This window comes from Roseiflexus castenholzii DSM 13941 (assembly GCF_000017805.1).
Classification (GTDB): domain Bacteria; phylum Chloroflexota; class Chloroflexia; order Chloroflexales; family Roseiflexaceae; genus Roseiflexus; species Roseiflexus castenholzii.
This window is the reverse complement of sequence record NC_009767.1, coordinates 1,114,516-1,140,558: the sequence shown is the minus strand read 5'-3', so window position 1 is coordinate 1,140,558 and position 26,043 is coordinate 1,114,516. Positions and strand designations below refer to the sequence as shown.

Annotated in this window: 22 protein-coding genes; 12 read left to right on the top strand and 10 right to left on the bottom strand. The window is 60.9% G+C overall.

What is annotated here, in order from left to right; translation table 11 throughout:
- Positions 1-281 precede the first annotated feature (281 nt).
- Together RCAS_RS04460 and RCAS_RS04455 are read left to right on the top strand one after the other, a co-directional pair.
- The gene (locus RCAS_RS04460; protein ID WP_012119416.1) at positions 282-842 is read left to right on the top strand and encodes a hypothetical protein; all 561 of its coding nucleotides are present in this window, start codon (positions 282-284) and stop codon (positions 840-842) included.
- Between the two features lie 644 nt (positions 843-1,486).
- Complete coding sequence (locus tag RCAS_RS04455) at positions 1,487-2,053, top strand: hypothetical protein (RefSeq protein WP_012119415.1); 567 nt, start codon at positions 1,487-1,489, stop codon at positions 2,051-2,053.
- Positions 2,054-2,361: 308 nt separating this feature from the next.
- Here the strand turns inward: RCAS_RS04455 and RCAS_RS04450 are convergent, their stop codons facing one another.
- The 7 genes from RCAS_RS04450 to cmk all read right to left on the bottom strand — a co-directional run bounded on the left by RCAS_RS04450 (position 2,362) and on the right by cmk (position 13,309).
- Positions 2,362-3,882: a HAMP domain-containing protein gene (locus tag RCAS_RS04450; protein WP_012119414.1), complete on the bottom strand. Its 1,521-nt coding sequence runs from the start codon at positions 3,880-3,882 to the stop codon at positions 2,362-2,364.
- Positions 3,883-3,884: 2 nt separating this feature from the next.
- Positions 3,885-4,877: a substrate-binding domain-containing protein gene (locus tag RCAS_RS04445; protein ID WP_012119413.1), complete on the bottom strand. Its 993-nt coding sequence runs from the start codon at positions 4,875-4,877 to the stop codon at positions 3,885-3,887.
- A gap of 682 nt (positions 4,878-5,559) precedes the next feature.
- Positions 5,560-6,975, bottom strand: coding sequence for a tyrosine phenol-lyase (locus RCAS_RS04440; protein ID WP_012119412.1), 1,416 nt, complete (start codon positions 6,973-6,975; stop codon positions 5,560-5,562).
- A 23-nt stretch (positions 6,976-6,998) separates the two neighbouring features.
- On the bottom strand, positions 6,999-9,029 hold the full coding sequence (gene hpt / locus RCAS_RS26360; RefSeq protein WP_012119411.1) for a hypoxanthine phosphoribosyltransferase: 2,031 nt from the start codon (positions 9,027-9,029) through the stop codon (positions 6,999-7,001).
- A 10-nt stretch (positions 9,030-9,039) separates the two neighbouring features.
- Positions 9,040-10,929, bottom strand: coding sequence for a hypothetical protein (locus tag RCAS_RS04425; RefSeq protein WP_012119410.1), 1,890 nt, complete (start codon positions 10,927-10,929; stop codon positions 9,040-9,042).
- Between the two features lie 20 nt (positions 10,930-10,949).
- On the bottom strand, positions 10,950-12,614 hold the full coding sequence (locus tag RCAS_RS04420; RefSeq protein ID WP_012119409.1) for a PH domain-containing protein: 1,665 nt from the start codon (positions 12,612-12,614) through the stop codon (positions 10,950-10,952).
- The gene (gene cmk / locus RCAS_RS04415) at positions 12,611-13,309 is read right to left on the bottom strand and encodes a (d)CMP kinase (protein WP_012119408.1); all 699 of its coding nucleotides are present in this window, start codon (positions 13,307-13,309) and stop codon (positions 12,611-12,613) included. Before cmk ends, RCAS_RS04420 begins: the two co-directional genes overlap by 4 nt.
- Before the next feature lie 96 nt (positions 13,310-13,405).
- Between cmk and RCAS_RS04410 the strand changes: the two genes are divergently transcribed.
- The 4 genes from RCAS_RS04410 (at position 13,406) to RCAS_RS04395 (ending at position 16,579) form a co-directional block, all read left to right on the top strand.
- Positions 13,406-13,975, top strand: coding sequence for a peroxiredoxin family protein (locus RCAS_RS04410; RefSeq protein WP_012119407.1), 570 nt, complete (start codon positions 13,406-13,408; stop codon positions 13,973-13,975).
- Positions 13,959-14,717: a prolipoprotein diacylglyceryl transferase gene (locus RCAS_RS04405; RefSeq protein ID WP_232280166.1), complete on the top strand. Its 759-nt coding sequence runs from the start codon at positions 13,959-13,961 to the stop codon at positions 14,715-14,717. Before RCAS_RS04410 ends, RCAS_RS04405 begins: the two co-directional genes overlap by 17 nt.
- Entirely contained in the window at positions 14,684-15,517 is an 834-nt protein-coding gene (locus RCAS_RS04400) for a Mut7-C ubiquitin/RNAse domain-containing protein (protein ID WP_232280165.1), read from the top strand. Before RCAS_RS04405 ends, RCAS_RS04400 begins: the two co-directional genes overlap by 34 nt.
- Before the next feature lie 126 nt (positions 15,518-15,643).
- Positions 15,644-16,579, top strand: a complete 936-nt coding sequence (locus tag RCAS_RS04395; protein WP_012119404.1) for a 2-dehydropantoate 2-reductase — start codon at positions 15,644-15,646, stop codon at positions 16,577-16,579.
- An 86-nt stretch (positions 16,580-16,665) separates the two neighbouring features.
- On the opposite strand, the gene RCAS_RS04390 is transcribed toward RCAS_RS04395, so the two are convergent.
- Positions 16,666-17,007, bottom strand: a complete 342-nt coding sequence (locus RCAS_RS04390; RefSeq protein WP_012119403.1) for a stage V sporulation protein S — start codon at positions 17,005-17,007, stop codon at positions 16,666-16,668.
- Between the two features lie 186 nt (positions 17,008-17,193).
- Positions 17,194-18,801 (bottom strand): ribonuclease Y, encoded by a 1,608-nt coding sequence (gene rny, locus RCAS_RS04385; protein WP_012119402.1) that lies wholly within the window; start codon positions 18,799-18,801, stop codon positions 17,194-17,196.
- 124 nt (positions 18,802-18,925) lie between these two features.
- Here rny and smc point away from each other — a divergent pair, with 124 nt between their 5' ends.
- Positions 18,926-22,528, top strand: coding sequence for a chromosome segregation protein SMC (gene smc, locus RCAS_RS04380; RefSeq protein WP_012119401.1), 3,603 nt, complete (start codon positions 18,926-18,928; stop codon positions 22,526-22,528).
- 379 nt (positions 22,529-22,907) lie between these two features.
- On the opposite strand, the gene RCAS_RS25530 is transcribed toward smc, so the two are convergent.
- Complete coding sequence (locus tag RCAS_RS25530) at positions 22,908-23,447, bottom strand: class I SAM-dependent methyltransferase (protein WP_198136000.1); 540 nt, start codon at positions 23,445-23,447, stop codon at positions 22,908-22,910.
- A 498-nt stretch (positions 23,448-23,945) separates the two neighbouring features.
- Between RCAS_RS25530 and RCAS_RS04365 the strand changes: the two genes are divergently transcribed.
- From RCAS_RS04365 to RCAS_RS23210, 5 genes are all read left to right on the top strand, one after another.
- Positions 23,946-24,611 (top strand): HAD family hydrolase, encoded by a 666-nt coding sequence (locus tag RCAS_RS04365; RefSeq protein WP_012119399.1) that lies wholly within the window; start codon positions 23,946-23,948, stop codon positions 24,609-24,611.
- A 214-nt stretch (positions 24,612-24,825) separates the two neighbouring features.
- Entirely contained in the window at positions 24,826-25,071 is a 246-nt protein-coding gene (locus RCAS_RS04360) for a hypothetical protein (protein ID WP_012119398.1), read from the top strand.
- 129 nt (positions 25,072-25,200) lie between these two features.
- The gene (locus RCAS_RS25525) at positions 25,201-25,377 is read left to right on the top strand and encodes a hypothetical protein (RefSeq protein WP_198135999.1); all 177 of its coding nucleotides are present in this window, start codon (positions 25,201-25,203) and stop codon (positions 25,375-25,377) included.
- Between the two features lie 23 nt (positions 25,378-25,400).
- The gene (locus tag RCAS_RS25520) at positions 25,401-25,721 is read left to right on the top strand and encodes an adenylosuccinate synthetase (RefSeq protein WP_049768792.1); all 321 of its coding nucleotides are present in this window, start codon (positions 25,401-25,403) and stop codon (positions 25,719-25,721) included.
- Between the two features lie 105 nt (positions 25,722-25,826).
- Positions 25,827-26,030, top strand: coding sequence for a hypothetical protein (locus tag RCAS_RS23210; protein WP_049768791.1), 204 nt, complete (start codon positions 25,827-25,829; stop codon positions 26,028-26,030).
- Positions 26,031-26,043: the final 13 nt, after the last annotated feature.

The window sequence follows — 26,043 nt, the reverse complement described above, 5'->3', positions numbered from 1 at the left end:
TTGTCCATCAAAGGCGGGAAGATGCACATTGCACGTGGGCAGGCGGCAGGTGAGAGATGGGAGGTGAGTCCCCACTCCCCACTTCCTGACCCGTTCCCGATTTCCGGTCACTGGTTCTCATCCCTCGCTTGTACCTTTTCGAACAAACTTGACATAGTTTGTCTGCATTTACTATAATTTGATTTGTATTCTTCTCTCCGCACCGCCTCCGAAACATCGCGCACACATCCAGACGGTACGGTTGCGCATCGCATCATGCGCCGATCACAAGGAGGTATCCCATGAACATCGAGACGAGCGTGAACGGATTGGTCGTTGAAAGTCGGTCGGGCATGCGGGTCGAGCTGAGCGGAGCGCTTGCCGGACTGATCGGTGGGGTCATGATGGCAATCATCGGCGCAGCGCTTGCTATCGCCATTGGCGATGACCTTTGGAAAGCCCCGAAATTAATCTCCACATTCGTGGTAAACCCCGATGCAGCGACGGCGCCGGGCTTCCTCGCCGGTCCGGTCGTCATTGGCAGCCTGATCCATCTGGCGCTCTCGGCGTTGTTCGGGATCGGTTTTGGCGTACTGACGACGCGCATCTGGAAGATGCCGCTCAGTTATGGCGCGCCAATGGTGTTCGGCTTCGTGTACGGATTGACGATCTGGTTGATCGCCTACTTCATCATACTGCCGCTGCTCAATCCGCTGGTGCTCGAAATCTATGCTCCGGCATTTCTGATCCAGAACCTGACGTATGGGCTTTCGACGGGGTTGGCATACGGTTTTCTGCGTTCGTCATCGCGCTTTGATCGGCGTGAGGAGCGTAGCGAGCGGCACAGAGCGGTGAAGGCGTAGGGCAGGCAGCGGTAAGAGGTGGCAGGCAGCGACGTGGCAATGCGATGTCGCTGCCATGTTGAATGTCGCACATTGCATACGACACATTATACGTTGAACGCAGGAAGCCAGAAACTCGGACATGGCAGCGACTCCCCCGCTTGAGCGGGGTGTTTTTCAGGGATGAGGGGGTATTTGCCGCATCGCACTCTTCGTCCATCCTCACCGCCATACCCCCTCTCCCCTCGTGCAGCATGGACTTCGAGAATCGAACGTTCAGCGTGAGAGGAGACGAAGAACGTCGCCCAACCCATGAGTCTTTTGTCCTGACGCCGGCGCCGCACAGGCGCATCGGTGGCAGGATGGTCGTCCGCATCTTCGTGGGTCCTGGAGAAAGGCGGTGAGCAGCACGTAGGGCTGAAGCAAGAATAGAAAGGCGCCGTTCCCCCCACCCCACACGTGAAACACACCACAAACCCGCCGAACGGCGGGGAACGCTCCTCTCATTGGTGAGGCGTGATCTCGACTTCTGGACATGCACAGGTTTTGCCCAACCTGCTATATTAACGATAAACCCCTTTGCAACGTTTCTCCGTCAACCAAACAGAGTATCGTCTTTCTATCAGGAGTTACAAACCTGGCGCATTCATTCAAGGAGGAGCGCAATGAGCACGCAATCGCAGGTCAGTCGTTCAGCAGCGTCGCAGGTTGTTCGCGCATCGGCAACACCACTGCTGACGAAGATCGAAGTCGGTGGTGCAGTCGCCGGTCTGGTTGGCGGTGTCACGATGGCGGTGGTTGGTGCGATCCTGGCGATTGCGATGGGCGCCGATCTGTGGAAGGCGGCAAAACTGATTTCGACATTTGTGCTAGGGCTGGGTGCGACCGCCGGTGAAGGGTTTGTCGCCATTCCGGTGATCGTCGGCAGCCTGATCCACCTGTCGCTCTCGGCGTTCTTTGGCGCTCTGTATGGCACAATCTCCTGCCGCGTCTGGAAGATGCCGCTCGATTACGGCGCGCCGGTGGTGTTCGGCTTTGTGTACGGTCTGGCGATCTGGCTGATTGCCTATTTCATTGTCCTGCCGATTGTCAACCCACTGCTGCTCGAAATCTATGCGCCTTCGTTCCTGATCCAGAATATGGTCTATGGGATGATCCTGGGTATGGTCTACGCGGCGGTGCGCTCCGCGCCCTATATTCACTTTGAGCAGCGCTCCTCTGCACAGGCGTAGCAGAACATTCAACTCAGTATCCATCTGGCGGCTGGGGTTCGTCTCAGCCGCTTCTTGTTTGTCCCCGCTCCTGGCGCCGCAAAAGCGGGGAGCGCCGTCATCCGTCAGATTGTGTCAGGAACGAACTGAACGCCGACGGCATGGCGCTCGCGCGCTCTCCGTGACAGTTGGGTTCAGACCCGATTCACAGCGTTTTGACCTTGCGGGAGAAGGAGACAGGTGGATGCGGGGAAAACGGGCGTTGGCGCGCCAGAAATCCTTGTCGCATTCTCCCCAAACCCACCCCTGACGACACATCGCTGTCCATTTCATCCGGTGCGTGGCTGTCTTCCGTTCGAGACCCGCAAAGGAAAGGGGCGATCTCCTTCAATGGCAGCCATAATTGCGCTCTGTAACGTGCGATACGTCTGCACCTTCAGGTCGGCGGCCCCCTCCTGCACCATCAGGTGCGCCGTCACTGCCGAGATGCCCGCCAGCATCGGCGTTGCGCCAATCAGCGCAGATGCCTGCATCATGCGCGTCAGTATGGCGATCACTGACGTATCAACAGTGGCGATGCCGGTAATGTCCAGAATAGCGACCCGCGCGCGTCGTTCGGCAATCCCGTGCAACAGGGCGTCGAGGATTGCCCGACCGCGTTCGGCGTCCACGTGCCCGATGATCGGCATCACCACCACTCCTTCCCACACCGGCAGCAGCGGTGTTGAGAGTTGCTGCACCGTCTCGAACAACCGGCGCTGCGCCTGGAAACTTTGTTCGAGTTCGGCGTTGCGCGCAGCGAGCGCCGTTTGCTGCGCAAGAATATTCTCCGCCATCCGATTGAAGTTCTGCTGCAATAGTCCGATCTCATCACGCCTCGTGACTGGAACCCGTTGCGACAGATCGCCGACGCTGATCGCTTCGCTCACATGGGCAAGGCGCAGAATCGGGCGGGTGATCGTCTGAACAACGATCATACTGCCCACCACAGCCGCACTTGCGGTCAGCGCCACCAGTGCTGCGATAATCTGGAGATTTTGAACAAATGGTTGATAGACCTCATCCACCGGTTGTTCGACGGCAATGCGCAAGATGTAGTCGCCCGTCACGACATCGCGCAGGGTCATGAGGACAATCGTGCCGGCCGCGCCGCTCAGAGTCTGCGGTTCGTCTGTCACCGGCAGCGCCACGGTTCGCCCGATCAGGTCGCGATTACGGTGGGCAATAACCTGCCCGTTCCGATTGAAGAGCGTGACGGCGCCGTTCATACCGACCGGTATGTTGACGACCTGCTCAATCACCCGGCTCATACGCGCCTCGGCAAACAGGACGCCCGTGACGCTCGCGGCGCCGGGAAAGCGGTACGGCAGTGCGATAGGTAACAACAATTCGCCGTTGAGCGGATGGGTCCGCAGTTCGCCAAACGTCGGTTGTTCCGTGCTCACCGCTGCGGCAAACATAGGATCGGACGCGCGGTTGGTCAGTTGATCGGGGCGCGCGATGCCAAGACGCGAGACGCCCAACCGTTCCACGCCGGCTGCATCCGCAATGACGAGGCTGTCGAACAGATTGCGCTCGAAGAGCGTCTGCGACAGCAATGCGCGCTGCTGTTCCGGCGATCCATTCACAAAGGCGGGTGTGCGCACCAGTATGTTCGCCTCCAGAAGCGCCTCTTCGACAAAGTTCACCACAAGCGCCTCGCTGCGTTCGGCAATCTCATGCTGAATGCTCAGCGCCTGCCGGATTTGCAGGTCTCTCCCGATCCAGGAGAGAACACCACCAACAACGAGCATGGGCAACAACGCAAAGAGGAGCAAAATGGTCAACCACACCGTCCGAATACTGCGCATGATTACCGCCCTCCATATTTTTGCCATAGAGCGTCGGCATTCGCCCTGGTCACTTCTTCCGTGTCAAGAATAACCTCGCGCGGTGGCGTTTCGCCTCGCTCCAGTATCCGAATCGCCCACTCGACAGCTTCCGCCCCACCGGTCGGGTACACATAGGTGACATCGAGTTGTCCCTGCCGCACCGCCTGGATGCCGCCATCGGGCGTCGGAAGAGCGTCGATGCCGATGAACAGGATCGAGTCCGGGTCACGCCCCAGATCCCGCGCCATGGTGAAGGACGCGATAGCCATAGGATCGTTGTGGGCATAGACGACATCAACCACAGGGTTGGCTTCCAACATCGCGCGCGATAGCGGTGCGGCGCGCTCGGCCAGCCAATCGGCATTCTGGCTGGCAATGATGCGCACATCCGGGTTGCCAGCAATCCCTTCGCGGAAGCCATCGCCGCGTTCCTGCGCCGGTGTGGAGCCTTCCAGACCGCGCAGTTCGATCACGTTGCACGGCGATCGTTGCTGTTCACGGCACCAGCGCGCCGTATACTCACCCGCTTTCCGACCGATCAGGCGGTTGTCGGCCCCGATCCACATAGTGTACTGGTCGCCCCTCACCTTGCGATCCAGCACGATCACCGGAATGCCGCGCTGAAACGCTTGTGCGACGATATTCGTAAGCGGGGTGGCTTCGTTGGGTGAAATGATCAGCAGGTCGATCCCTTGCTGGAGAAAGGTCTCGACATCGGCGACCTGTTGCGCATTGTTCTGGCGTGCATCGGTGAACTCAATGCGGATGTGCGGATAACGGGCAGCGGCGGCGGCAATCTGGTCATTCATCGCCTGGCGCCACGGCTCGGCGTTGTTTGCCTGAGACATTCCAATACGCCACTGACGCGGCGCGTTGTTGCCGGTCGGGGCGGATGTCGGCGCAGTGCAGGCGGTAAGCGCAACAATGAGCATGAGCAGAAAAAGTGGCATGTGTCGTGAGGTTAGGGTAGGCATACGAACCTCCTCTTTTGGCATGAAACATGGTGTGGTGGTTGCGAGTGGGGCATCTGCACCGTGACCGATGCGCCTGTTCACAGCGCCAGACAATCCCGGCGCCTTGTCGTGCTGCTCAGATTTTTTGAACCTTCGTCTCATGTGAACGAAGTCCCTCAGAGTCTGCCCGTCCTGAGCCAGGGCTTGACTCCACAGCCAGGGGCGCTTTGCAGAGCAGATTCGCGGGGGTGATGCGGCACACGCCCATCACCTTGAGTTTCCTTACGTGGAAGCGAAAGGGTTGATCGCTGAACCTGGACCGGCGATCACGAGGTCGCTGTCGTCGCGCACGGCATCGTGTTCGACGTGTGAGGAGCGCATGAACCGTTGATATGACTCCAGCGAATCGGGGACGGAGTCACACTGCCGCTATTGTATCCATTATTGCACACGCTGCAAGTCCGGCAGATCTGTGCATGGTTGCGCCGGGCGTCCTCTGGCAGACCCAATCTCAGGATGCGGATGCCCCGGCAGGAATTCCATGATCGTCGCAAGAGATGATTCCGGCGCAATACATTCTCTTCCGATCTCACGTGCCCGGGCAAGCGCTCCGTTCACAGTCCGCAGCCGCACCTGCCGGGCGCGTGAGCACAGCGAGGAATATAAAGCCCACAACAGGCAGGCGGAGTATGGCCGGGCATCGTCACGCCAATCGCTCGAACCGCGCCTGAAAGAAGCGCAGGTACTTCGGTTCGTACACCATGCGCAGTCCGCGGGTCTGAGCGCGCGCGTCGTAGACGGCTTTCACCGCTTCCGCAACCACGTCCATATGCGCCTGGGTATAGACACGCCGTGGAATGGTCAGCCGTGTGAGTTCGAGTTTCGGATAGTAGTGATCACCGGTCTTCGGATCGCGTCCGGCGCTGGCAATCCCGCGCTCCATCGAACGAATGCCTGAGTCGAGATATAATTCAGCCGCCAGCGTCTGCGCCGGAAATTCGCGCTGCGGAATATGCGGGTAGAAGCGGCGCGCATCCAGGAAAATCGCATGCCCGCCGACCGGTTGGACAATCGGAATATCCCAATCAGTTAGCAGTTCTCCCAGGTAGCGCACCTGCCCGATCCGCGCGCGTATGTAGTCATCCTGCACCGACTCCTCGATGCCGACTGCCATTGCTTCCATGTCGCGCCCTGCCAGCCCGCCGTAGGTGTGCAACCCTTCGTACACCACCACCAGGTTGCGCAGTTCGTCGAACAATTCGGCGTCGTTAACTGCCAGCCATCCGCCGATATTGACCAAGGCATCCTTCTTGGCGCTCATCCAGGCGCCGTCGGTGTAAGAGCAAAACTCTTTCAGGATTTCGGCAATTGATCGGTTCGCATACCCTTCTTCACGCTCCTGGATGAAGAAGGCATTTTCGATCATACGCGTCGCGTCGAGAAAGATGCGCACGCCATACCGGTCGCACAGGCTGCGCACCGCGCGCACATTCGCCATGCTCACCGGCTGCCCGCCCGCCATATTGACGGTGCCCGCCAGGCTCACATACGCGATATTCTGCGCGCCTTCACGTCGGATCAGCGCTTCCAATTTGTCCAGATCGACATTCCCCTTGAACGGGTGCAGTGATTGTGGATCGTGCGCTTCATCGATGATGACATCGACAAAAATGCCGCCGGCCAGTTCCTGGTGCAGGCGAGTGGTGGTGAAGTACATATTGCCGGGAACATACTGCCCGGGGCGGATAGCGGCGCGGCTGATCAGGTGCTCGGCGCCGCGCCCCTGATGGGTCGGCACAACGTAGCGATAGCCGTAGTACTGCTGGATCGTCGCTTCGAGCCGATAGAAGTTGCGGCTGCCAGCATACGCCTCATCGCCAAGCATGATCGCAGCCCACTGACGGTCGCTCATGGCGTTCGTGCCGCTATCGGTCAACAGATCGATATAGACATCCTCAGAGCGCAGAAGAAAGGTATTGTACCCGGCTTCCGCCAGCGCGCGTTCACGCTCCTCACGGGTGGTAACCCGCAATGGCTCAACCATCTTGATCTTCCACGGTTCCGCCCAGGAGCGCCTGCCGAATTGTTGTCCCATCGTTTGCGGGGTTGGGTGGGTCATAGGTTCGCCTCCTTGCGATACGGTTACGCCGTCGAATGGTAGATGCGCTCGTGCAGCACACCGATATAGGGCAGGTTGCGGTACTTTTCGTCAAAATCAAGACCATAGCCGACGACGAACTCATTGGGAATATCGAACCCCAGGTAGTCGATCGGAATGTCGGCGCGACGGCGCGACGGTTTGTTGAGCAGCGCGCAGATACGCAGACTTGCCGGATTGCGCCGCAGCAGATGCCCGCGCAGATATGCCAGCGTCAGCCCGCTGTCGATGATGTCTTCGACGATCACGACGTGTCGTCCGGCAATATCCGTATCCAGGTCTTTCAGCATGCGCACCACGCCGCTCGACTCGGTCGTTTTGCCATAACTCGAGGTGGCGATAAAGTCCATCGCCAGCGGCATATCGATGGCGCGCGCCAGATCGACCATAAACATCGCGCACCCTTTCAACACTCCCACCAGCAACAGATCGCCGAGCGGGCGATAGTCTGCCGTGATCTGCGCACCCAATGCGCGCACCCGCTCCTGAATCTGCCCGGCTGTGATCAGGATTTTTGCCATATCATCGTGCATGGAATGCTCCCTTTCAATGCCCATCGCTACGTCCACGCCGGTCATCCCTTCGATCCATAGATGAAGCGCCGGTTGCCCGATCATGGCGTGCATCCCCTCCGCCACACCCACGCCGGGAACCCAGACAATCTGTTCGCCAGAAACGACAATCGGCCATGTGCTGCGCCACAGACGCGGCACGCGCGCATCGACCATGATATCCTGCAAGCGGCGGGAACCACGTCCTCCCTCCAGACGCATCCGGTCGCCGGGGCGCCGCCAGCGCACCGTGAGCGGCGAGGGGCAGACTGTGGCGTTAAGAAAGACATCCCAGCGGCTTGTCGGCATGGCCGCCGGGCAATAATCGGCGCAGAGCGCGCGCCCATCGCTCAGTTCGACGCAACCGGGAACCGTCAGGGTCATTTCCGCCACCGGAAGACGGACCCCATCCCCCGGCGGCGCGTCGCCGCGCATGAGCGCAAATCCGCCATCGTAATCGGTCACCAGCGCAACGCCGCCGGGCAGTTCGATCCGCTTCCCCACGCCGCGTCCGACCGCGTCGCAGGCGCGCACCACATCGTCGCGTCCGAGCGTGTCGCTGCCGCCAAGCAGCGCATACGCGCGACGCAACGCCGCGTGCTGAAGCGCCGGAGGCAGGTCGCGCCAGCGGCGACCATCGAACACGATGCGGTTCGCCCGCGCAACAACCAGCGTCAGCCACGCCCTATCCAGTTCCTGCTCAAGAAAATCGGCGACTTCGGCGCAATCCGCCGCTGTTCGTCCCAGCGCCGTTGCAATCTGCGGGTTCAATGCCGTCAGCACCGGAAGCACATCCTGTCGAATGCGCGTCCGCAGATAGCGGCGATCAGCATTCGAGGGGTCGCGGCGCGGCGTGAGACCGCGTTCGGTGCAGTACGCCTCGATCCTGGCGCGCGGCACGTCCAGGAGCGGACGGATGAGACGTGGGCGCAGATGATCCGCTTGCAGCGATGGGTCGCCCGCAAAAGTGCGCCACTCTTCCCATGCAACGACCGGGCGCATGCCGCGCAGACCTGCGACTCCCGCGCCACGCACCAGGTGCAGCAGCACTGTTTCCGCCTGATCATCGGCGTGGTGCGCCGTTGCAACCGCCTGCGCGCCAATCGTCAGCGCCACGCGCGCCAGCAACCGGTAGCGCGCCAGACGCCCCGCAGCGTGCAGGTTGAGATTGCGCTCCAGCGCCAGCGCCCGTACATCGACTGCTTCGACCGTACAGGGCAGGTTCAGGCATGCCGCCGTTTCCGCCACGAACGCCGCCTCCGCCGCCGCTTCCGCGCCGCGCAACCGGTGATCGAGGTGAACCACGTGCAGATCACATGCAAGATCGTCGCGCAGATGGACAAGCGCATCCAGCAGGCAGAGCGAGTCCGGTCCGCCGGAGACCGCAACGACCACCGGTGCGCCGGGCATAATCATCCGATAGCGGCGGAGCATTGCACGCACACTGTCGACGAGTGAGGCCATGCCGCGACCGTTATGTCGTGCGCAGACGGATGACGAACAGGGTCAACCCCTCCTGCGCTGCCGTCCGTCCGTTCATCTCGACCGGCAGCGTCGACGATGCGCCCCATCCAAGCACATAGATCCCTTCTTCATCCAGCGGTGATCGTCCCGAAAGTGGCGCAATGCGAGACGACGAGTTGAAGAGGCGAAACAGAATCTGGCGCCGATTGAAGACCCGATCGTCGCCGATAGCCACCCCAAACGGAAAACTGCCGCGTGGTCCGTTAAAATCGAAGGCAGCGCGTGCACCGGGCGCTAGCGTGCCAAGTTCCAGATATCTTCCTTGATGAACCACAATCGCCTGTTCGAGCGTCACCGAACCGACATTGCGCACCTCCCCCTGCGGATCGGCGCCGTCCAACCGAACCATACTCTGCACCTGAACAGGAGGCATTGTCGGTCCCTCAGCAACGAGCGTGCGTACCGATGCGACATCGACCAACAGATCAGGCACCGTCACCCCGGTGTCATCGCTGGTTGCCAGGACCGGACGGGCAGTAAAGTCATCGAAGCCTCGTGTTTCACTCACCAGATGATTGGCGGGGAAGCGCAGCGTATAACTGCCCCGAATCGGCGAAAACAGCGCCAGATACGCCGTTGCCACACCACGCGGTTCGCCCTCCGATCCCTGCACAATCGCCACCTGAAGGAGTTGCGCCTGCCCGCCGCGCAGCCCGAAACCGGCCAGAAACACACCGACCGTAAACACCGCCACGGTCAGCGGAATGGTCACCCATGCCCATTCGAGGCGACGCAACCGGCGCAGCGCCAGATAATTCACCGGTCCCGCTGCCAGGATGTACACCATCAGGAACACTGCCAGCATCGTTGCGGACGGCAACTGAATCGCCGGCAATCGAAGCGCATCCTGCATCATACTGATCTGATTCACCCGCGCATCGAACCCTGGAATGAAGAGCGGCACCGGTTGGAGCACCCGCGACCAGAGCCGCGGCTCCGCCGACCAACCGCGCAGCAGCCCCAGGTCGAAAGCGCTGAACACCACAACGCCGCTACCGAGACGGCTGCGATAGATCAGCGGCGCATCAACCGGCAGCGCTTCCGCACCCGAACGCGGACGCACCGCCAGCACAGGTCCGGTCGCCGGCGCCGGAGGAGCGCCGGTGAGTTGTTCGAGCAGCGACAGATCACCCTGATCGAGCGTGCGCGTCGTCTCGACCGGCAGCATATCGGCAAGACCGGCTGCGGCGCGCTCGCCATTGATCCCGCCGCCGACGACGAGTTGCCCCCCAAGATGGACCCAATCGCGGAGCGCGGCGCGTTGATCCATCGAAAGCGCAGCGGTATCGACATCATGGATAAAAATGGCATTGACGCCGCGCAGCACAAGCGGTTGGGAGGGAAGATCGTCGGGAGACACATGACGCACCACAGTCCCACTTGTGCCGCTCACCGACATCGCGCTGAGGCTGGTCAGCAGGGTTGGATCGGAGCCGACCACCAGCACCAGGAAGCGATCGATCTCGACCGCATCGATGCCGATGATCTGCTCAAGCACGACATTCCCGTTTTCGATCAGACGGACCTGCCCGTTGCGCGCGAACCCCTGAGCAAACACATCGAGCGTCACGCGCTTGCGCGACCCGCGCGGCAGATCGATCTCGTGCCGAAACACCGGTTGCCCTGGCGATCCTGGAAAACTCCACTCCAGCATACCACGCAGATCGCGCCCGTCGTTGGCGACCTCCACGATCACCGGGAACCATTCGCCCAGGCGATATGCCCCCCCATACCCCGGTCGCAGCGTCAGCGTCAATCCGAAACCCTGTTCCTGCGCAGCGACCGGAATGGTCAGCAACGCATAGATCAGAGCAACCGTAGCAACGCGCATATACAGCATTATGCATCCTTTTGGAGCAATTATGAGGGTTGTTCGTGGCTACGGCGACGCATTCGTTCGCGCAGTGCGCGAATCGTGGCGCGCCGCCGCGCCTGACGCGCCATTCGCCGCATATGCGTCTCGACCTCGGTATAGACTGCGCCATTGGGTGAGGTTGAGCCATAGGGGTCAGACGAATTTCTGGAGAGCGAACGTCCGACCAATTCCTCAACCGCCTTCTCGAAACTGGCACGATCCATTTTTTCGCCGTGCTCACGCTGGAGTTGATCGTACTGTTTGAGCAGCGCCAACGAATCGCGCAACTGACGTTCTTTCTCGTGCTTGCGAAAATCGGTCAGATAATCGTTGATCGTCGCCTGAACGCCCCGCGGGTCCGGCACGTGATCGAAGGTGAACTTCCCGCCGGCCGCGCCGCCGGTCTCGACCACGACGGTCCCAAGCCCCAGGAGGCGTTCAACAAAACTGACATCGAACGAGATATTCTGAATGGCGGAGAGTTGCGCGCGCCGCGTATTCTCAGGTCCCAGCGGGCGCCGATCAATGTCAATAATGTCGGTGCGGGTCAGGATGTAGTTGTCGTGGATCAGCGCCTCACGGATCCACCACCCCCAGACGCCGAAAAACAGGAGCGCCGCAAAAACGAGCAGGGTGACGGTCACGCCATCGATCAGACTGAACTGCACCAGCAGAGCGAGCACCACCATAGTTATGGCGAAGCCGCCCAGAGGACGAAGCAACCGAATCAGCACATACACCCAGGATGGACGCCAGACGATGCGATCGGGAAAGATTTCGGGATTAGGCGGGTAGAGTGCGGGAAGAGGGAAGCGTTGGGCGCGCACCTGAACCGACGGCGCCGACTGCTGTTGTGGCTTGTTCCCGTACACCTGATCCTCGATCAGAGTGCGCAGCAGATCGGGTTCCTGGCGGCGCCGCAGGTTACGCACCTGATCCATGATCGCTTTTTCGATCTCACGCGGCCTTGCGGCGAAGTCGAACTCCAACGTGCGCGGGCTGAACGAACGAATAATGATTTTGCCATACCCGAACAACGTCGCCTGATACGTGTCGGCGCGCACATTGACCTGTTGAATGTCGTCGATCAGAATCTGCTGCCGCACATGGCGGATGAACATTGTTTCTTCATCATAAATGACGCGCCTGTTTGTGACGATTAGCACATCATTGCGCCAGTCGTTGTAGAGGTACGCCACCGCTGCCAGCATCAACAGGGTCGTGACGCTCAACACAATGTTGATCGCATCGCCGGCGCGCGAGTAGGTCGGGTCGATGACGATCAGTTCGCCGCCGCTGAGACGGAACCAGATCGCCGCCCCGAGCGCAAAGATCGCCAGGAGGTACAACACGTCCGGGTTGCGCCACGGGGTATCCTTGCGCCGTTGCTTCTTCGCCTCGCCGCGCGCCCAGAGCGCCACCAGGACCAGCAACAAGGTGAAGAGCGCGATGTTGATCGGATCGGTCAAGGGACGGGTCACTCCTTCGCGCATGATCAACAGCGCGCCTCCGGCTGCGCGGAACAGCGCAATCGCTGCCGTGATGACCGCAATCACCAGGAATACCAGGCTCGATTGCAGCAATTCGATCCAGTGCCGCTTTCCAACCAAGACAACCTGCTCATCCGGTTCAAGTTCAAGCGGAATCGGCAGTTTTGGCTCGGTCATCATGCGCGCGCCTCCTGCGAGTCGTCGCACCGGTCAGCGATGCGCGCGATGACAAGCGCGACCACTTGTTCCGGCGACAGCCCATCGCTGATAATGGTGCATGCGTCGGCAGCAGGCGCGCTCACATAACGGTCCAGGCTATCCCGCCGAATCATGTCGTTGCGAATGCGCTGGAGATCGGCATCGCCTCCCCGACGCAGAATCTCATCCGTTCGACGACGGGCGCGTTCGTCGATCGAGGCGTCCAGGTAAATTTTGAGCGGCGCATCTGGCATAACGATGCTCCCAATGTCGCGCCCGACCATCACCACGCGCCCACGGCTACCGATGGCGCGCTGCCGCTCCCGCATGACGGTGCGCACCGCCGGATGACGCGCCGTGATCGAAACAATCCGTTCGACGTCGGGATGCCGCAACTCCCAGGTGACATCGACCCCATTGACCAGCACGGTGTACAGTCGTCCATCCATTGCATCGCCGGGCGGCAATACCTGAATATCGAGATCGCGCGCCAGCGCAGTGACCGCTTCGCCATCTTCCGGATCAATGGCGCCGTGCAGGACTGCCCACGCCAGCGCGCGATACATGACCCCCGTATCGAAGAAAAGGTAACCCAATCGCCTGGCGAGCAACTCGCCAAGTGTGCTCTTTCCAGCACCGGCAGGACCATCAATCGTGATAACCGATGGAGCGGACATGCAAAAAAGTGCGTATCATGACGCTCTCCTTCGTGGTATTGTAGCACGCGATGCCTGCGATACGCAAGCAAGAGCGCCACAAAACGGAGCAGCACCATGCCATTCTCTCGAAACCTCTGGGATCTGTTTCTAGTCGCAACGTTGTTGATCGGCAGCGTCTTCATTTGGACGACGCGCATGACCTCCGGCATTGCAGCGCCGTCTCTCACCCCCGCACCGGGGGCTATGCAACCTGCTCCACGCATCGGGCATCCGGCGCCTGAATTTACGCTGACCGCCATCGACGGCACGGAGATTACGCTCAGCGATCTGCGCGGACAGGTTGTGCTGATCAATCTCTGGGCGTCATGGTGCCCGCCGTGTCGCGCCGAAATGCCGGCAATTCAGCATGCATATGAGCGCTTCCGCGATCAAGGCTTCATAGTGCTGGCAGTCAATCAACAGGAAGACGTTGCCACTGTTGTACAGTATATGCATGATCAGCAGTTGACGTTTCCAGCGTTGCTCGACAGCGATGCCCGCGTTGGCGCCGCCTATCAGGTGCGGATGCTCCCCTCCAGTTTCTTCGTTGATCGGCGAGGAATGATCCGCGCCGTCTACCGCGGACCAATGTCGCGTGGTATGATTGAAGGAACAATCGAACAACTGATTGCCGAAACGCCATAGCATGCATCCGATCATCGAACTCGGTCCGCTGAATCTTGGCAGCGGTGCGTTGCTCCTGGTGATCGCCATCTTCGTCGGGCACGCACGATTCGAACGAGTGGCGCGTCAGCGCGGCGGCGAGGCGCTTGAGCAGCGCGCCGGTCGTTGCGCGCCGTTCGCCCTGGCAGGCGCCGCAATTGGTGCGCGATTGTGGTATGGTTTGTTCAACTGGGATATGTACAGCCAATCACCGGGGCTATTTCTGGCGCTTCGCCTGGGAGACCTGGCATGGCCCGGCGCACTGATCGGCGGCACGCTCGCCGGGTATGCGTATCTGCGGTTGCGACACATAGACGATGCCACTGCACCACTGGCAGATGCCGCTGTGCTGGCGCTTCCCCTGGCGCAGGCGATTGCATCGCTGGGATTGTTGCTCAACGGCGACGCCCTCGGCGCACCCACAGACCTGCCGTGGGCTGTGCCGCTGTTCGGCACGCTGCGGCATCCGGTTGCGCTCTACTATCTTCTGGCAGCGCTGGCGACCTGGGGAGTGCTGACATGGGTCGCTCGTCGCTCCCCGCAACCGGGAACATTGGCAATGACCTATCTGGCAGTGCAGGGCAGTGCGTTGCTCCTGCTGGAAGCACTGCGCGTCGACTCGCTGGTCACTGCTGGCGGCGTGCGTATCGCGCAGGTCGTTGGTCTGGCAATGATTCTCATGGCACTCTGGTGGAAACGAACACACGCAACATCCACGCCATGAAACCGATTATGGCGCTGCAACCGGATCAGGCGCTGATCCGCGTGTATGGCGATCTGAACGACTTTCTGCCGCTCCACGTGCGCGACACATGGTTTGTGCGTCCGTGTCGTGGGCGCGAAACGGTCAAGAACCTGATCGAAACCTGTGGCGTGCCACATCCTGAGATCGGCGCATTACTCATCGACGGTCGTCCGGTCGATTTCGATACATTGGTGCAACCCGGCGTCGCAATCGAAGTCTTCCCGATAGCGTCGGCGCCGGAGACCCCCATCCCCCTGCGCCCGCCGCTGGACGATAGACGCTTCGTGCTCGATACCCACCTGGGGCGACTGGCCGCCTACCTGCGTATGCTCGGCTACGACTGTCTCTACCGGAACGATGCGCACGACGCGGAACTGGCGCGATTGGCACACGAAGAACGGCGCATTTTGCTGACCCGCGACCTGGGATTGCTCAAACGCAGCATCGTGATACATGGCGCATTCGTGCGCGAAGTTATCCCGTTGCGCCAGATTGTTGAAGTGATGCGCCGTTTCAACCTGACGCCAGCGCCGACAGTTTTTCAGCGCTGCATGCGGTGCAACAGCCTGACGACGCCGGTCAGCAAAGCGGAAATCGATCATCTGCTCGAACCAAAGACCCGTCAGTATTTCGACACATTCCGCCGCTGCACGGCGTGCGGCAAGATCTACTGGCAGGGATCGCACTACACCCGAATGCAGGCGCTTCTGGAACGTGCATTGCAGGAGGGCGAACGGCACGTGGCAAGAAGCGCGAAACGAGAAAGGTTTGAAGGTTGAAGGTTGCACGTCGCCGACCCTCAAGGTCGTCACCGTGAAACCGTCGCCGAAGGGTTCTTGCTGACAGAGACGTTGTCCAATCTCAAGATTCCTGGTTCTCAGTTCTCGGCGACCAAGGAGCACACTATGCGCATTGCAATCGTTGGTGCTGGCGGAGTCGGCGGATATTTCGGCGGGCGGTTGGCGCAGGCCGGCGCCGATGTGACCTTCATCGCGCGTGGCGACAACCTGGCGGTGCTGCGCGAACGTGGTCTCCAGATCGAAAGCATTGTCGGCGATGCCTGGATCACCCCGGTGCAGGCAACCGATGACCCTTCAACCGTGGGACCGGTCGATATGGTGCTGGTGGCAACCAAAACCCGGCAACTCGGCGAAGCAATTGAGCAGATACGTCCGCTCATCGGACCAGAAACCGGCGTTGTCCCATTACTCAACGGCGTCGAAGCCTCAGACCAACTGGCGCAGGCGTTGGGAGAGTCGCACGCCCTGAACGGCATCTGCTACATTTTCGTCGCACGCATCGCACCGGGGGCAGTGCGGCACTCCGGGATCAACCCGCTCATCATCTTCGGCGAACGCGACAATCGCCGCACCGCGCGTGTCGAAGCGCTGCGCGACTGGCTGGAGCGCGCCGGGGTGCGCGCGACAATCCCGGCTGACATCGACGGAGAAGTCTGGCGCAAATTTGTGTTTGGGGCGACCACCAGCGGATTGGGAGCGGTCACAAGAGCGCCAATGGGATTATTGCGCGAACTTCCAGAAACGCGCCCGCTCTTCATCCAGGGCATGCGTGAAATCGTCGCGGTTGCGCAGGCGCGCGGCATCGCCCTGGACGAGAGCGCTGTCGCTGCTGCGCTGGCACAACTCGACGCCCTGCCCTACGAGACGACCGCGTCTATGCAACGCGACATCATGGCGGGACGTCCATCAGAACTCGAGGCGCAGAACGGCGCCGTTGTACGTCTGGGAGCAGCGGTTGGCGTGCCAACGCCGTTGCATGCCTTTATCTACCACGCATTGCTACCACAAGAACGCCTGGCACGGCGTGGTGCGTCGTCGTAGCGACGTTGAATATTGCAACCATTGATAAAAACAACAGGGCGGTCGTTCGTATCGCGCGACCGCCCTCCACCGGCCAATTCTTCCCCCTATCGTCGTTCAACCAGCAGGCGGATCGCTGTGCGCTCTTCATCATCGATGGCGACGTCAATGAACGAAGGAGTGCAAACAATGTCAATACCTTCTTCACTGAGATAACTACGCGCAATCGCCACCGCTTTGATCGTCTGATTGGTCGCACCTGCCCCAATCGACTGCACCTCCGCCACGCCACTATCGCGAATAACACCGGCAATCGCGCCGGCGACGGCGCTTGGACGCGAGCGTGTCGAAACCTTCAAGACCTCAGCGCTTTGTCGCTCGACCACATCGGCGCTATGTGCGCCGACAGCGCGAGTGGCGGGTGTGGAGTGCGAAAGATTGCTTGCCATACGTGCCTCCTCCGAATGGGTTGGGCGCCGGCCCGATGCGCCGGCTGGTAGATTGCACTAACAGCGCCAGGATCATTGCCGCGCGAGGCGCACGCCTCGCGCCAGCAGACGGAGAGACCGTGCGACAAGGTCGGCAATCGGGGCCGCTCCTGCCGTAAGGCGTTTCGACGCCTTATACTGTTCCGATCAGCGCGCATAGTCCACTGCGCGCGTCTCGCGGATGACCGTCACCTTGATCTGTCCCGGATACTGCAAACTCTCTTCGATCTTTTTGGCAACATCACGGGCAAGATGAATACTGCCAAGATCATCGATAGCGTCGGGTTGCACCATCACCCGCACTTCGCGTCCGGCTTGAACAGCAAAGGCGCGTTGAACGCCAGAAAAGGACGTCGCCACTGTTTCAAGCGCTTCGAGGCGCTTGATGTAGAGGTCGAGCGTCTCGCGGCGCGCTCCGGGGCGCCCGCCGGAGATGGCGTCAACAGCCTGAACCAGCCAGGCTTCGACGGTTTGCGGTTCTTCATCGTTATGATGAGCGGCAATCGCGTGAACGATTGCCGGTGATTTCCCAAGGCGACGCGCAATCTCAGCTCCGATCAATGCGTGCGGTCCCTGCACCTCATGGTCGACTGCCTTCCCGATGTCGTGCAGCAACGCAGCAGTTTTCGCCACATTGATGTTTGCACCGATCTCAGCAGCAATATGCGCCGCAAGCAGCGCGCACTCCAGCGAGTGCTGGAGTACGTTCTGCCCGTAACTCGTCCGATATTTCAGGCGCCCCAGCAGTTTGATCAGATCAGGGTGCAGACCCTGGACATTCGCTTCGTAGGCGACTCGCTCGCCCTCTTCGCGCATAACCTGATCGACTTCCTGCTGCGTTTTATGGACGACCTCTTCAATGCGCGTCGGATGGATGCGCCCATCCTTGAGTAACTTGATCAGCGCCAGGCGCGCCACTTCCCGCCGCACTGGATCGTGGCACGACAGCGTGACCGCTTCCGGGGTATCATCGACAATAATATCAACCCCGGTTAATTGCTCGAATGCGCGAATGTTTCGCCCTTCGCGCCCGATGATGCGCCCCTTCAACTCCTCGCTCGGGAGCGCCACGGTCGAAACGGTCACTTCGGCTACATAGTCCGAAGCGCACCGCTGAATGGCCATGCTGATCACTTTCCGCGCCAGTTTGTCCGCCTCTTCGTGCATCGTCTTTTCAATTTCACGAATGCGACGCGCCGCTTCGTCGCGCGTCTCGTCTTCAACGCGCTTCAGAATGATGGCGCGGGCTTCTTCCTGGCTCAATGCGGAAATGCGCTCAAGCTCCGCGCGCTGTTGCTGCCGCAGATGTTCGGCTTCCTGGTGGAGTTGCTCCATCTGACGCTCACGTTGCTGAAGCTGCCGTTCGCGTCGCTCAAGCCCCTCGATTTTGCGGTCGAGGTTCTCCTCCTTTCGTTGCAACCGTTCTTCCTGCTTTGCCAGCGCCGCGCGCGCTTCGCGGATCTGCGCCTCGGCTTCGGTGCGGAGCCGGAGCGCCTCATCAGTTGCGCGCAGAATGAGATCTTTCTGCTCAGATCGCGTCGCCTCCAGTTGCAATCGGGCTTCCGCCTCGATCTGCCGTATCTGGCTCTGAACACTGTTTTTGTAGATAAGAATGCCGATGCCTGCGCCGATTGCAAGTCCGATGACCAGCGCAGGCAAGGCCCATACGAGCCATTGCACAACGTCCTCCTGCTCAGTTGTAAAGGTGCAGCATGCTACAGCCCTCTGCCGGGCTGTGGCTACGGGCTCAAACATGCGCTAACGTGTGATTGAGTACATGCTATATTACTCTGCGGGTACATCTTCTGTCAAGATGAACGGATTGTCAAGAGCCATGATGATATAATATCACGCCAATTTTGCGATTGCACCGAAACCTATGTATCTGCGTCGTCTCGAAATCCAGGGGTTCAAAACATTCGCCGGGCATACGCTGTTCGAGTTTCAGCCCGGTGTGACGGCGGTGGTTGGTCCCAACGGCAGCGGGAAATCGAACCTCGTCGATGCCATCCGCTGGGCGCTCGGCGAGCAGCACCCCGGCACACTCCGCTGCAAACGCACCGAAGACCTGATCTTCAGCGGCGGCGGACGGCGCGCGCCCGCTGGCTTCGCTGAAGTCTCGCTGACCATCGATAATCGTGATCGCCTGTTGCCCGCGCCGTACAGCGAAGTGACCATTACCCGCCGCGCGACGCGCTCTGGCGAGAACGAGTATTTCATCAATCGCCAACGTGTCCGGCTGCGCGATGTACAGGAAGTCGCAGCGCCGATCAGCGGCGCGTATGCGATCATTAATCAGGGACTCGTCGATGCGGCGCTCAATCTGCACCCCCTGGAGCGCCGTCGTCTCTTCGAGGACGCAGCGGCGATCAGCGTCTATGAGCAACGCCGCACCGATGCGGAACGGCGCCTGCGCGAGACGGGCGCCAATGTCGCGCGCTGCGCCGATATTCTGACCGAACTCGAACCTCGCCTCCGTTCGCTGAAGCGCCAGGCGGCGCTTGCCCGCTCCCACCGCGACCTGACCGCCGAATTGCATACGTTGCTCGAGCAATATTATGCTCATTTGTGGAATATTGCACGGACGGATTGCGCTGCCGCCGAACGGTCGGTTCAGGCGCTGGAGTCCACGCTTGCAGCACGCCAGGCGGAGATCGCCGCTGCCTCCGCTACGCTCCGGCACACCCGCGATCATATTCATGCTCTTCGCCACCGCATCGGCGCGCTGCACGCCGAAAGCAGCGCCCTCCACACTGATGCTGAGACAGTGCAACGGACGCTGGCGGTCGGTCAGGAGCGTCTCACCGCGCTGACACGCCAGATCGAGGATCAGGAACACGCATTGCGCGACCTCGACCATCAGCGCACTGCACAACAGGCGGATCAGGAAGCCGCTGCCGCACACCTTGCCGGCGCCGAACAACGTCTGGCACAGATCCAGCAGGAGTACAGCGCCCATGAGTCGCGTCGCGCCGAACGGCTCGCCAATCGCGCTCTGTTGCGCCAGACGCTCGATGAAGCGCACCACACGCTGATGGAGATCCGCGCAGCGCTTGGAGTGGTGCAACGTCAGATGGTGCAGATTGCCGATCAATACGAACACCTGATCCGTGAACGCGCCGTCGCCGAAGAGTCCCTGGCTGCCGCTCAGGAGACGCTGGCCGCTCGCCGCCACGAAAGCGCGCAGGCTGAGGCGCAGGTCGCGGCGCTGGAGCGCGAGCTGGCTGATGCCGCTCTCCGCGCCGAACAGGCACGCGGTGATGTCGAACACCGTCGCCGCCAGCGCGCCGCCGCCGCCGAGACGCTCGAAGCAGCGCGGCGGCGGCAGATGGACCTGGAAGCGCGTCTGGAAACGCTGCGACGGCTCCATCACAGTTACGCCGGAACGTTCGCCGGCGTGCGTGCAGCGATGCAGTGGGCGGAAGCGCAGCGGCGCACTGGCTTTGCGCTCGTCGCAACCCTGCTGCGCGTTCCGGCGGAACTTGAGACCGCAATCGAAGTGGCGCTTGGTTCGCGCCTTCAGAACATCGTCGTCGATCATTGGGAAGATGCCGAGGCAGCCATCGAAGCCCTCAAACGGAGCGGCGAAGGGCGCGCAACATTCCTCCCGCTCGATACCATCCGTGCGCGTGGCAGCAATGGCGGACGGGCATATGGGACGGTAGACCCGGACGACGGCGTGCTCGGCGTCGCCGCCAACCTGATCGACGTGGATGAGCGTTACCGTCCGATCGCCGATATGCTCCTCGGTCGTACCCTGGTGGTTCGCTCGCTGGCGGTTGCCCGGCGTGAACTCTCGCGTATCGGCGGCGGGTGGACGATGGTCACCCTGGCAGGAGAGCAGGTCAGCGCCGCTGGCGCCGTCACCGGCGGCGCAGCGGTGAAGGAGAGCGGAACACTGCGGCGCGAACGCGAACTCCGCGAACTTCCCGAACGCCTGGAAGCGGCGACGCGCGCCGTCGAACAGGCGCACGCGCACTACGTGGTCGCCAGCGAAGCATATGCCGCCGCTGAACAGATGGCGCGCGAGGCGGAACGTCAGCAGCGCCAGGTGCAGCGCAACCTCGACCAGGAACGCGCCGCTGCTGCACAGGCGCAGCGCGCTGTTGACCGTGCCGATGCGGAACGCCTCATCCGGCAACGGCGCATTGAGCAGATCGACGCAGAAATGACCGCACTGCTCGATCGCCGCAGATCGGTTATCGCCGAACATGAAGACTTAACGCAGCGTGAAGCCGCGGCGCGCGCGCAGGTCGATCAGTTGCAGGCGCAGGAAGCAGCACAACGCGCCGAAGACGCCGCCGACGACGAGGCGCTGGCAGTCCTGCGCGCGCGCCGCGCCGATGCCGAGGGCGAGGTGCGCGCCCTGCGCGCCGTTTTGCACACCGGCGCACAGGCGCTGGCGCGCAGCAACGATCAGCGTCGGGCGCTGGAAGAACGTATCGAGCGCCTGTATCATGAACGTGAAACACTGACGCATGAACTGACTCACAGCGCTGCCCGCCATCAGGCGCTTCTGGAACAGATCGACGCGCTCCGCGCCCGCATCGATCCCGCCGAAGCGGAGTTGACCGTTCTGGAACAGCAGCGTGAGGAGCACGAGACGCGCACCCAGAACCTGACCGGCGCCCTGATCGACGCAGAGTCGGCATATAACCGGGCGACCATCGACGCGCAGCGCGCGCGGGATCGCCTGGAAACCCTGCGGGAGCGCGCCGCCGGCGACGGCATCGACATTGAAGCCGCTGCGCGCTCCCATCCCGAACCGCTGCCGGACGGCAACCCGGACACGCTGCATCAGCGCATCATCGAACTGAAACAGCGCATTGCACGGCTGGGAGTCATCAACCCGCTGGCGCTCGAAGAGTACGACGAAGCCGCTGCGCGCTACGAGTTCCTGAGCAGTCAGATGCACGACCTGCGCGCTGCTTCGGCAACGCTCAACGAGTTGATTGCCGAACTGGACACCGCCATCCGCACTCGCTTCGAAACGACGTTCCGCATTGTCGCTGCCGAGTTCGAGCGCAGTTTCACCCGACTATTCGGCGGTGGCGAGGCGCGCCTGGTGTTGATCAACGACAATGGCGGCGACGACGATGATCAGAATGACGCCAGACCGCCAGGCATCGCATCGCTTGGCGTTGATATCATCGCTCGCCCACCGGGGAAACGGCAACAACACCTGGCGCTGCTGTCGGGCGGAGAACGGGCATTGACCGCTGCCGCGCTGCTCTTCGCCATTCTCAGGGCGAACCCAACGCCGTTCTGCGTCCTCGATGAGGTCGATGCCGCGCTCGATGAGGCAAATATCGGGCGCTTCCGCGATGCGCTCACCGAACTGAGTGAAAAGACGCAGTTCATCGTCGTCACGCACAATCGCGGCACCATTGAGGCGGCTGACACGATCTACGGCATTACTATGGGCGACGATGGCGCATCCCGCGTGCTCTCGCTCCGGCTCGAGGAGATCGACCGTCCGTAGGTCGATCAGGCGCATCCCGCAGCGGGACGTGTCATACCAATGACGATTGACGATGCCGCATGCTGGTCATTCCGAGCCCTTCGCTTCGCTCAGGGTAAACGCAGCGCGGAATCGGAGCGGGTCGCGCAAGACCCCTCGCGCTGCTCGGGGTGACCATGCCGGATGGTCACCGGTCATTGGTATCATGCTGCGCGATGCAAAGAATCCCAGCCGATACGCGACAATGGCAGAAGTCGCGCCATTATACCAGCAGCCTATCCGCATAACCAGGGGAACGGTCTCATTGCGAGCGCAGCGAATCACTCTCTCTACTCGACGACGGATTGCGTCGTTGTCTGCGCTCCGCGCACTGGCGGCGGCATAGAATGTGAATAGAATCTTATCGGTGCGATTTCGTGCATACGAATAACACATCGGTCTCATCCAAACCAAAGCGAACGATCGCTTTAGCATCCGCCATGTCACCGGCGCGCATCGTCTGAACAGCAAAGCCCGAATCCGTCAGGCGATCAACGATGTCGAACCCATACCACCGCACGTGATCGAACTGTCCGAACAGGCGTTCCCGTTCGACAGGATCGGTGATGCTCGCATCTTCGAATGTTGGTTTGTCCCACAATGGCGTGAGAATGATGGCGATGCCGCCAGGTCGAAGCACGCGCCACAATTCCTGCATCGCGGCGCGGTCATCGGGAATATGTTCAAGAACATGGCTGCAATACACAAGGTCGAATGTGCCGGAGTCAAACGGCAACCGTCCGACATCCGCGCGCACCAGGACATCGGCGGCATACAGGTCCATTGAAACATAACCAACGCCCGGCAGACGATGAAACGCTCGTCTCAACGCCTCTTCAGGAGCAATGTGGAGTATCCATCGGATAGAGTACGCCGGCAGGATATACTGTTGCAGAGACATCCAACTGAACCGATGGCGTTGCAGCGAGCGACAGACGGGGCACCAGCGAAAGAATGGCCGGTGCAGTACGAGAAAGTGCGAAAGGTGCGCGCCGCACAAGGGGCATTCGCATTGCTCGCCTCGAAAGAGGACGGAGCGAAGGGACGGAGGCAATCGAAATAGCACCCCGGCGATCAGAAAATCAACCGCGCGACGCATACCATCGCGCGATTGTAGCGCAACACGGATTCGGATCAGCGTTGCTTGTAGATGATTCTGCATCTCCATCACACGAGACAGGTCTCCTATACTGCATAATAATGGCTGCCATCCATAACGGGATAGAGCCTGACCACGAAGGTCACGAAGCGCACAAAGGAAAGGAAAAGCGACCGATTTTACACGCATCTTCCTTCGTGACCTTCGTGTACGTTGCGGGAAAAAACGGGAGAGTCATAATATGAGAAGACCTGCTTTATCGCGTATCAATGGCAATAATACCAGATCGGAAGGTCCGATATGCAGCCTTTTACTGCCGCTATCTTCGACATGGATGGCACCCTGCTCAACAATATGCCGCTCTACTACGCAGCGTTTCGGATATTCATCGAGCGACACGGCCTGCGCCCGCCGCCGCCGTTCGAAGCCATCCGACTGATCGGCATGCGGCAGAGCGATATTTTTCCGGCGCTCTTTGGGCGCACATTGACGCCGGAAGAGATAGCGCACTACAGCGCCGAAGCCGGAACGATCTACCGTGAGATGCTGGCAGGCGTTACGCCACTGCCAGGGCTGCTGCGCTTCCTCGATCTGCTCGAGCAACGGCAGGTGCGCATCGCGCTGGCCACATCCGCTCCCAGAGACAATGTTGCTCCAACACTCGAGGCGCTGGGCATCGCCGACCGGTTTGCCGCCATCACGCTTGGCGAAGAAGTGCCGCGCGGCAAGCCCGCGCCCGACATCTTCCTCGAAGCGGCGCAGCGCATCGAGCGCCCAGCCGAATGCTGCGTGGTCTTTGAGGACTCGTTCGCCGGCATTGCCGCAGCGCGCGCCGCCGGGATGCGCTGCATTGCGCTGGCAACTACCCACTCCGCCGACGACCTGCGCGCTGCCGATCCCGACCTGATCGTCGCCGATTACGACGAATTGCTCCGCATGACTCCTCTGCTGTTTCCCTCGCTCTGAGACCGCACCGATGAATAAACTGTCATAACACGCCCTCTTGATTTCGTGTTATTGTAACATTCAAGGCATCGGCTGCGAGAGGCAATACCAGCGCTGCCATCAATCGACAAGCGAGAGACTCAGATGACCTCCGATGAACTGAATTCAGCAAATTGAGCAGGCGACCGATCCAGCCGATCTATTCGGCGATGAAACCTGCGCCGACGCCGCAGCATTGCGCTGGCGTTGTCTGCGCATAGCGGCGGCGATCCTGCATCACGACCGGCCTCCCAATCGCGCTGCCGAAGCAACCGCTGCCTTTCAGCGATTACAGTACTGGCGCGACGCGGTGCACCGCCGTTTGCAATCAGCGCCCGCCATTCTGCACATCACCACGCGGCAGCGCGTCTATCGGCGTGATAACCGCCGTTTCCCGGCGATCTGTTTTCCTCAACCGCCGATTCGGCGCGGGTGGTGCTGAAAATCGCGCGCCATGCGCGCAACAACGATCTGTCGCCGGCAGAGGCGGACGCGCTGCGCGCCCTGGGCCGCGAACTGAGCGGTCAGGCAGTGCGGGCGCATTTCCTACTTACTTGTGGAGGATGTCCTATTGCCCGACGCCGCCGGAATATCACGCCAGGCGAACATTCTGCGCTTCGAGACAGGTGCGGTCACACTCGAGGCGGTGATGCGCGCCTTTCCGCAGGGGCTTCATCCTGCCGATGCCGCCTGGATGTTCAATCGCCTGCTGGCGACACCGGCAAAGGAACCTTCGTCGACTGGTTGACCCGTGAGACAGGGACGCACACGATGATACGTTATAACAGCGGGCCACAGGCGGCGCATCGCGTCGTCGCTCTTGAACCGCAACCGCGCGAGCACATTGTTTCGCAGTTCGGTAGCGGAACCTTTGCCGCAGCAGAAACGTATCTGTCGCGCTTTATGCTGATCGATCCGCTCGCCATGGCTGCCGAAGAGCGTCACCTATACGAAATGAGTGTGAATGATGCCTTTCTGCGCACCGCTATCGACGAGCGCGCATTGGTTATCACGCCGTTTCAGCACACAATCAATCATCTATCGGAGATCGCGCGCGGCGCGCCCTGGCAGTTGCGGCATGGGGATCGGTGAAACGATGGTTGATGCGCTGACGTACCGTTCAGGGGCGCTCAGAACTATCGATCTGCAAACGCCTCGACGATTGAGAGACTAACTGCAATTCGTTCAGGAGGTCAATTGCGCAAAACCGGCGCGGCTGCGCCCTGCCTTGCCCGCCCGCCCGCCGTTTCCGACGAGATCGCCTGGCTCGAAGACGACGCTGCCGTCGAATGGCTCGTCGGCATGTACCGCGATCTGGCGTCTCAACTCCGAATCGTTGGGGAAGAGTATCTGGCAGCGTTGCTGCAACGATCAGGGACGGTCATTTTTGAGGGAGCGTAGAGAGTTCCGCTCA

Coding starts and splice junctions, on each gene's coding strand:
- RCAS_RS04460 (WP_012119416.1), top strand. CDS start 282: ATGAACATCGAGACGAGCGTGAACGGATTGGTCGTTGAAAGTCGGTCG.
- RCAS_RS04455 (WP_012119415.1), top strand. CDS start 1,487: ATGAGCACGCAATCGCAGGTCAGTCGTTCAGCAGCGTCGCAGGTTGTT.
- RCAS_RS04450 (WP_012119414.1), bottom strand. CDS start 3,882: ATGCGCAGTATTCGGACGGTGTGGTTGACCATTTTGCTCCTCTTTGCG.
- RCAS_RS04445 (WP_012119413.1), bottom strand. CDS start 4,877: ATGCCTACCCTAACCTCACGACACATGCCACTTTTTCTGCTCATGCTC.
- RCAS_RS04440 (WP_012119412.1), bottom strand. CDS start 6,975: ATGACCCACCCAACCCCGCAAACGATGGGACAACAATTCGGCAGGCGC.
- hpt (WP_012119411.1), bottom strand. CDS start 9,029: ATGGCCTCACTCGTCGACAGTGTGCGTGCAATGCTCCGCCGCTATCGG.
- RCAS_RS04425 (WP_012119410.1), bottom strand. CDS start 10,929: ATGCTGTATATGCGCGTTGCTACGGTTGCTCTGATCTATGCGTTGCTG.
- RCAS_RS04420 (WP_012119409.1), bottom strand. CDS start 12,614: ATGATGACCGAGCCAAAACTGCCGATTCCGCTTGAACTTGAACCGGAT.
- cmk (WP_012119408.1), bottom strand. CDS start 13,309: ATGTCCGCTCCATCGGTTATCACGATTGATGGTCCTGCCGGTGCTGGA.
- RCAS_RS04410 (WP_012119407.1), top strand. CDS start 13,406: ATGCCATTCTCTCGAAACCTCTGGGATCTGTTTCTAGTCGCAACGTTG.
- RCAS_RS04395 (WP_012119404.1), top strand. CDS start 15,644: ATGCGCATTGCAATCGTTGGTGCTGGCGGAGTCGGCGGATATTTCGGC.
- RCAS_RS04390 (WP_012119403.1), bottom strand. CDS start 17,007: ATGGCAAGCAATCTTTCGCACTCCACACCCGCCACTCGCGCTGTCGGC.
- rny (WP_012119402.1), bottom strand. CDS start 18,801: ATGTTTGAGCCCGTAGCCACAGCCCGGCAGAGGGCTGTAGCATGCTGC.
- smc (WP_012119401.1), top strand. CDS start 18,926: ATGTATCTGCGTCGTCTCGAAATCCAGGGGTTCAAAACATTCGCCGGG.
- RCAS_RS25530 (WP_198136000.1), bottom strand. CDS start 23,447: ATGTCTCTGCAACAGTATATCCTGCCGGCGTACTCTATCCGATGGATA.
- RCAS_RS04365 (WP_012119399.1), top strand. CDS start 23,946: ATGCAGCCTTTTACTGCCGCTATCTTCGACATGGATGGCACCCTGCTC.
- RCAS_RS25520 (WP_049768792.1), top strand. CDS start 25,401: ATGATACGTTATAACAGCGGGCCACAGGCGGCGCATCGCGTCGTCGCT.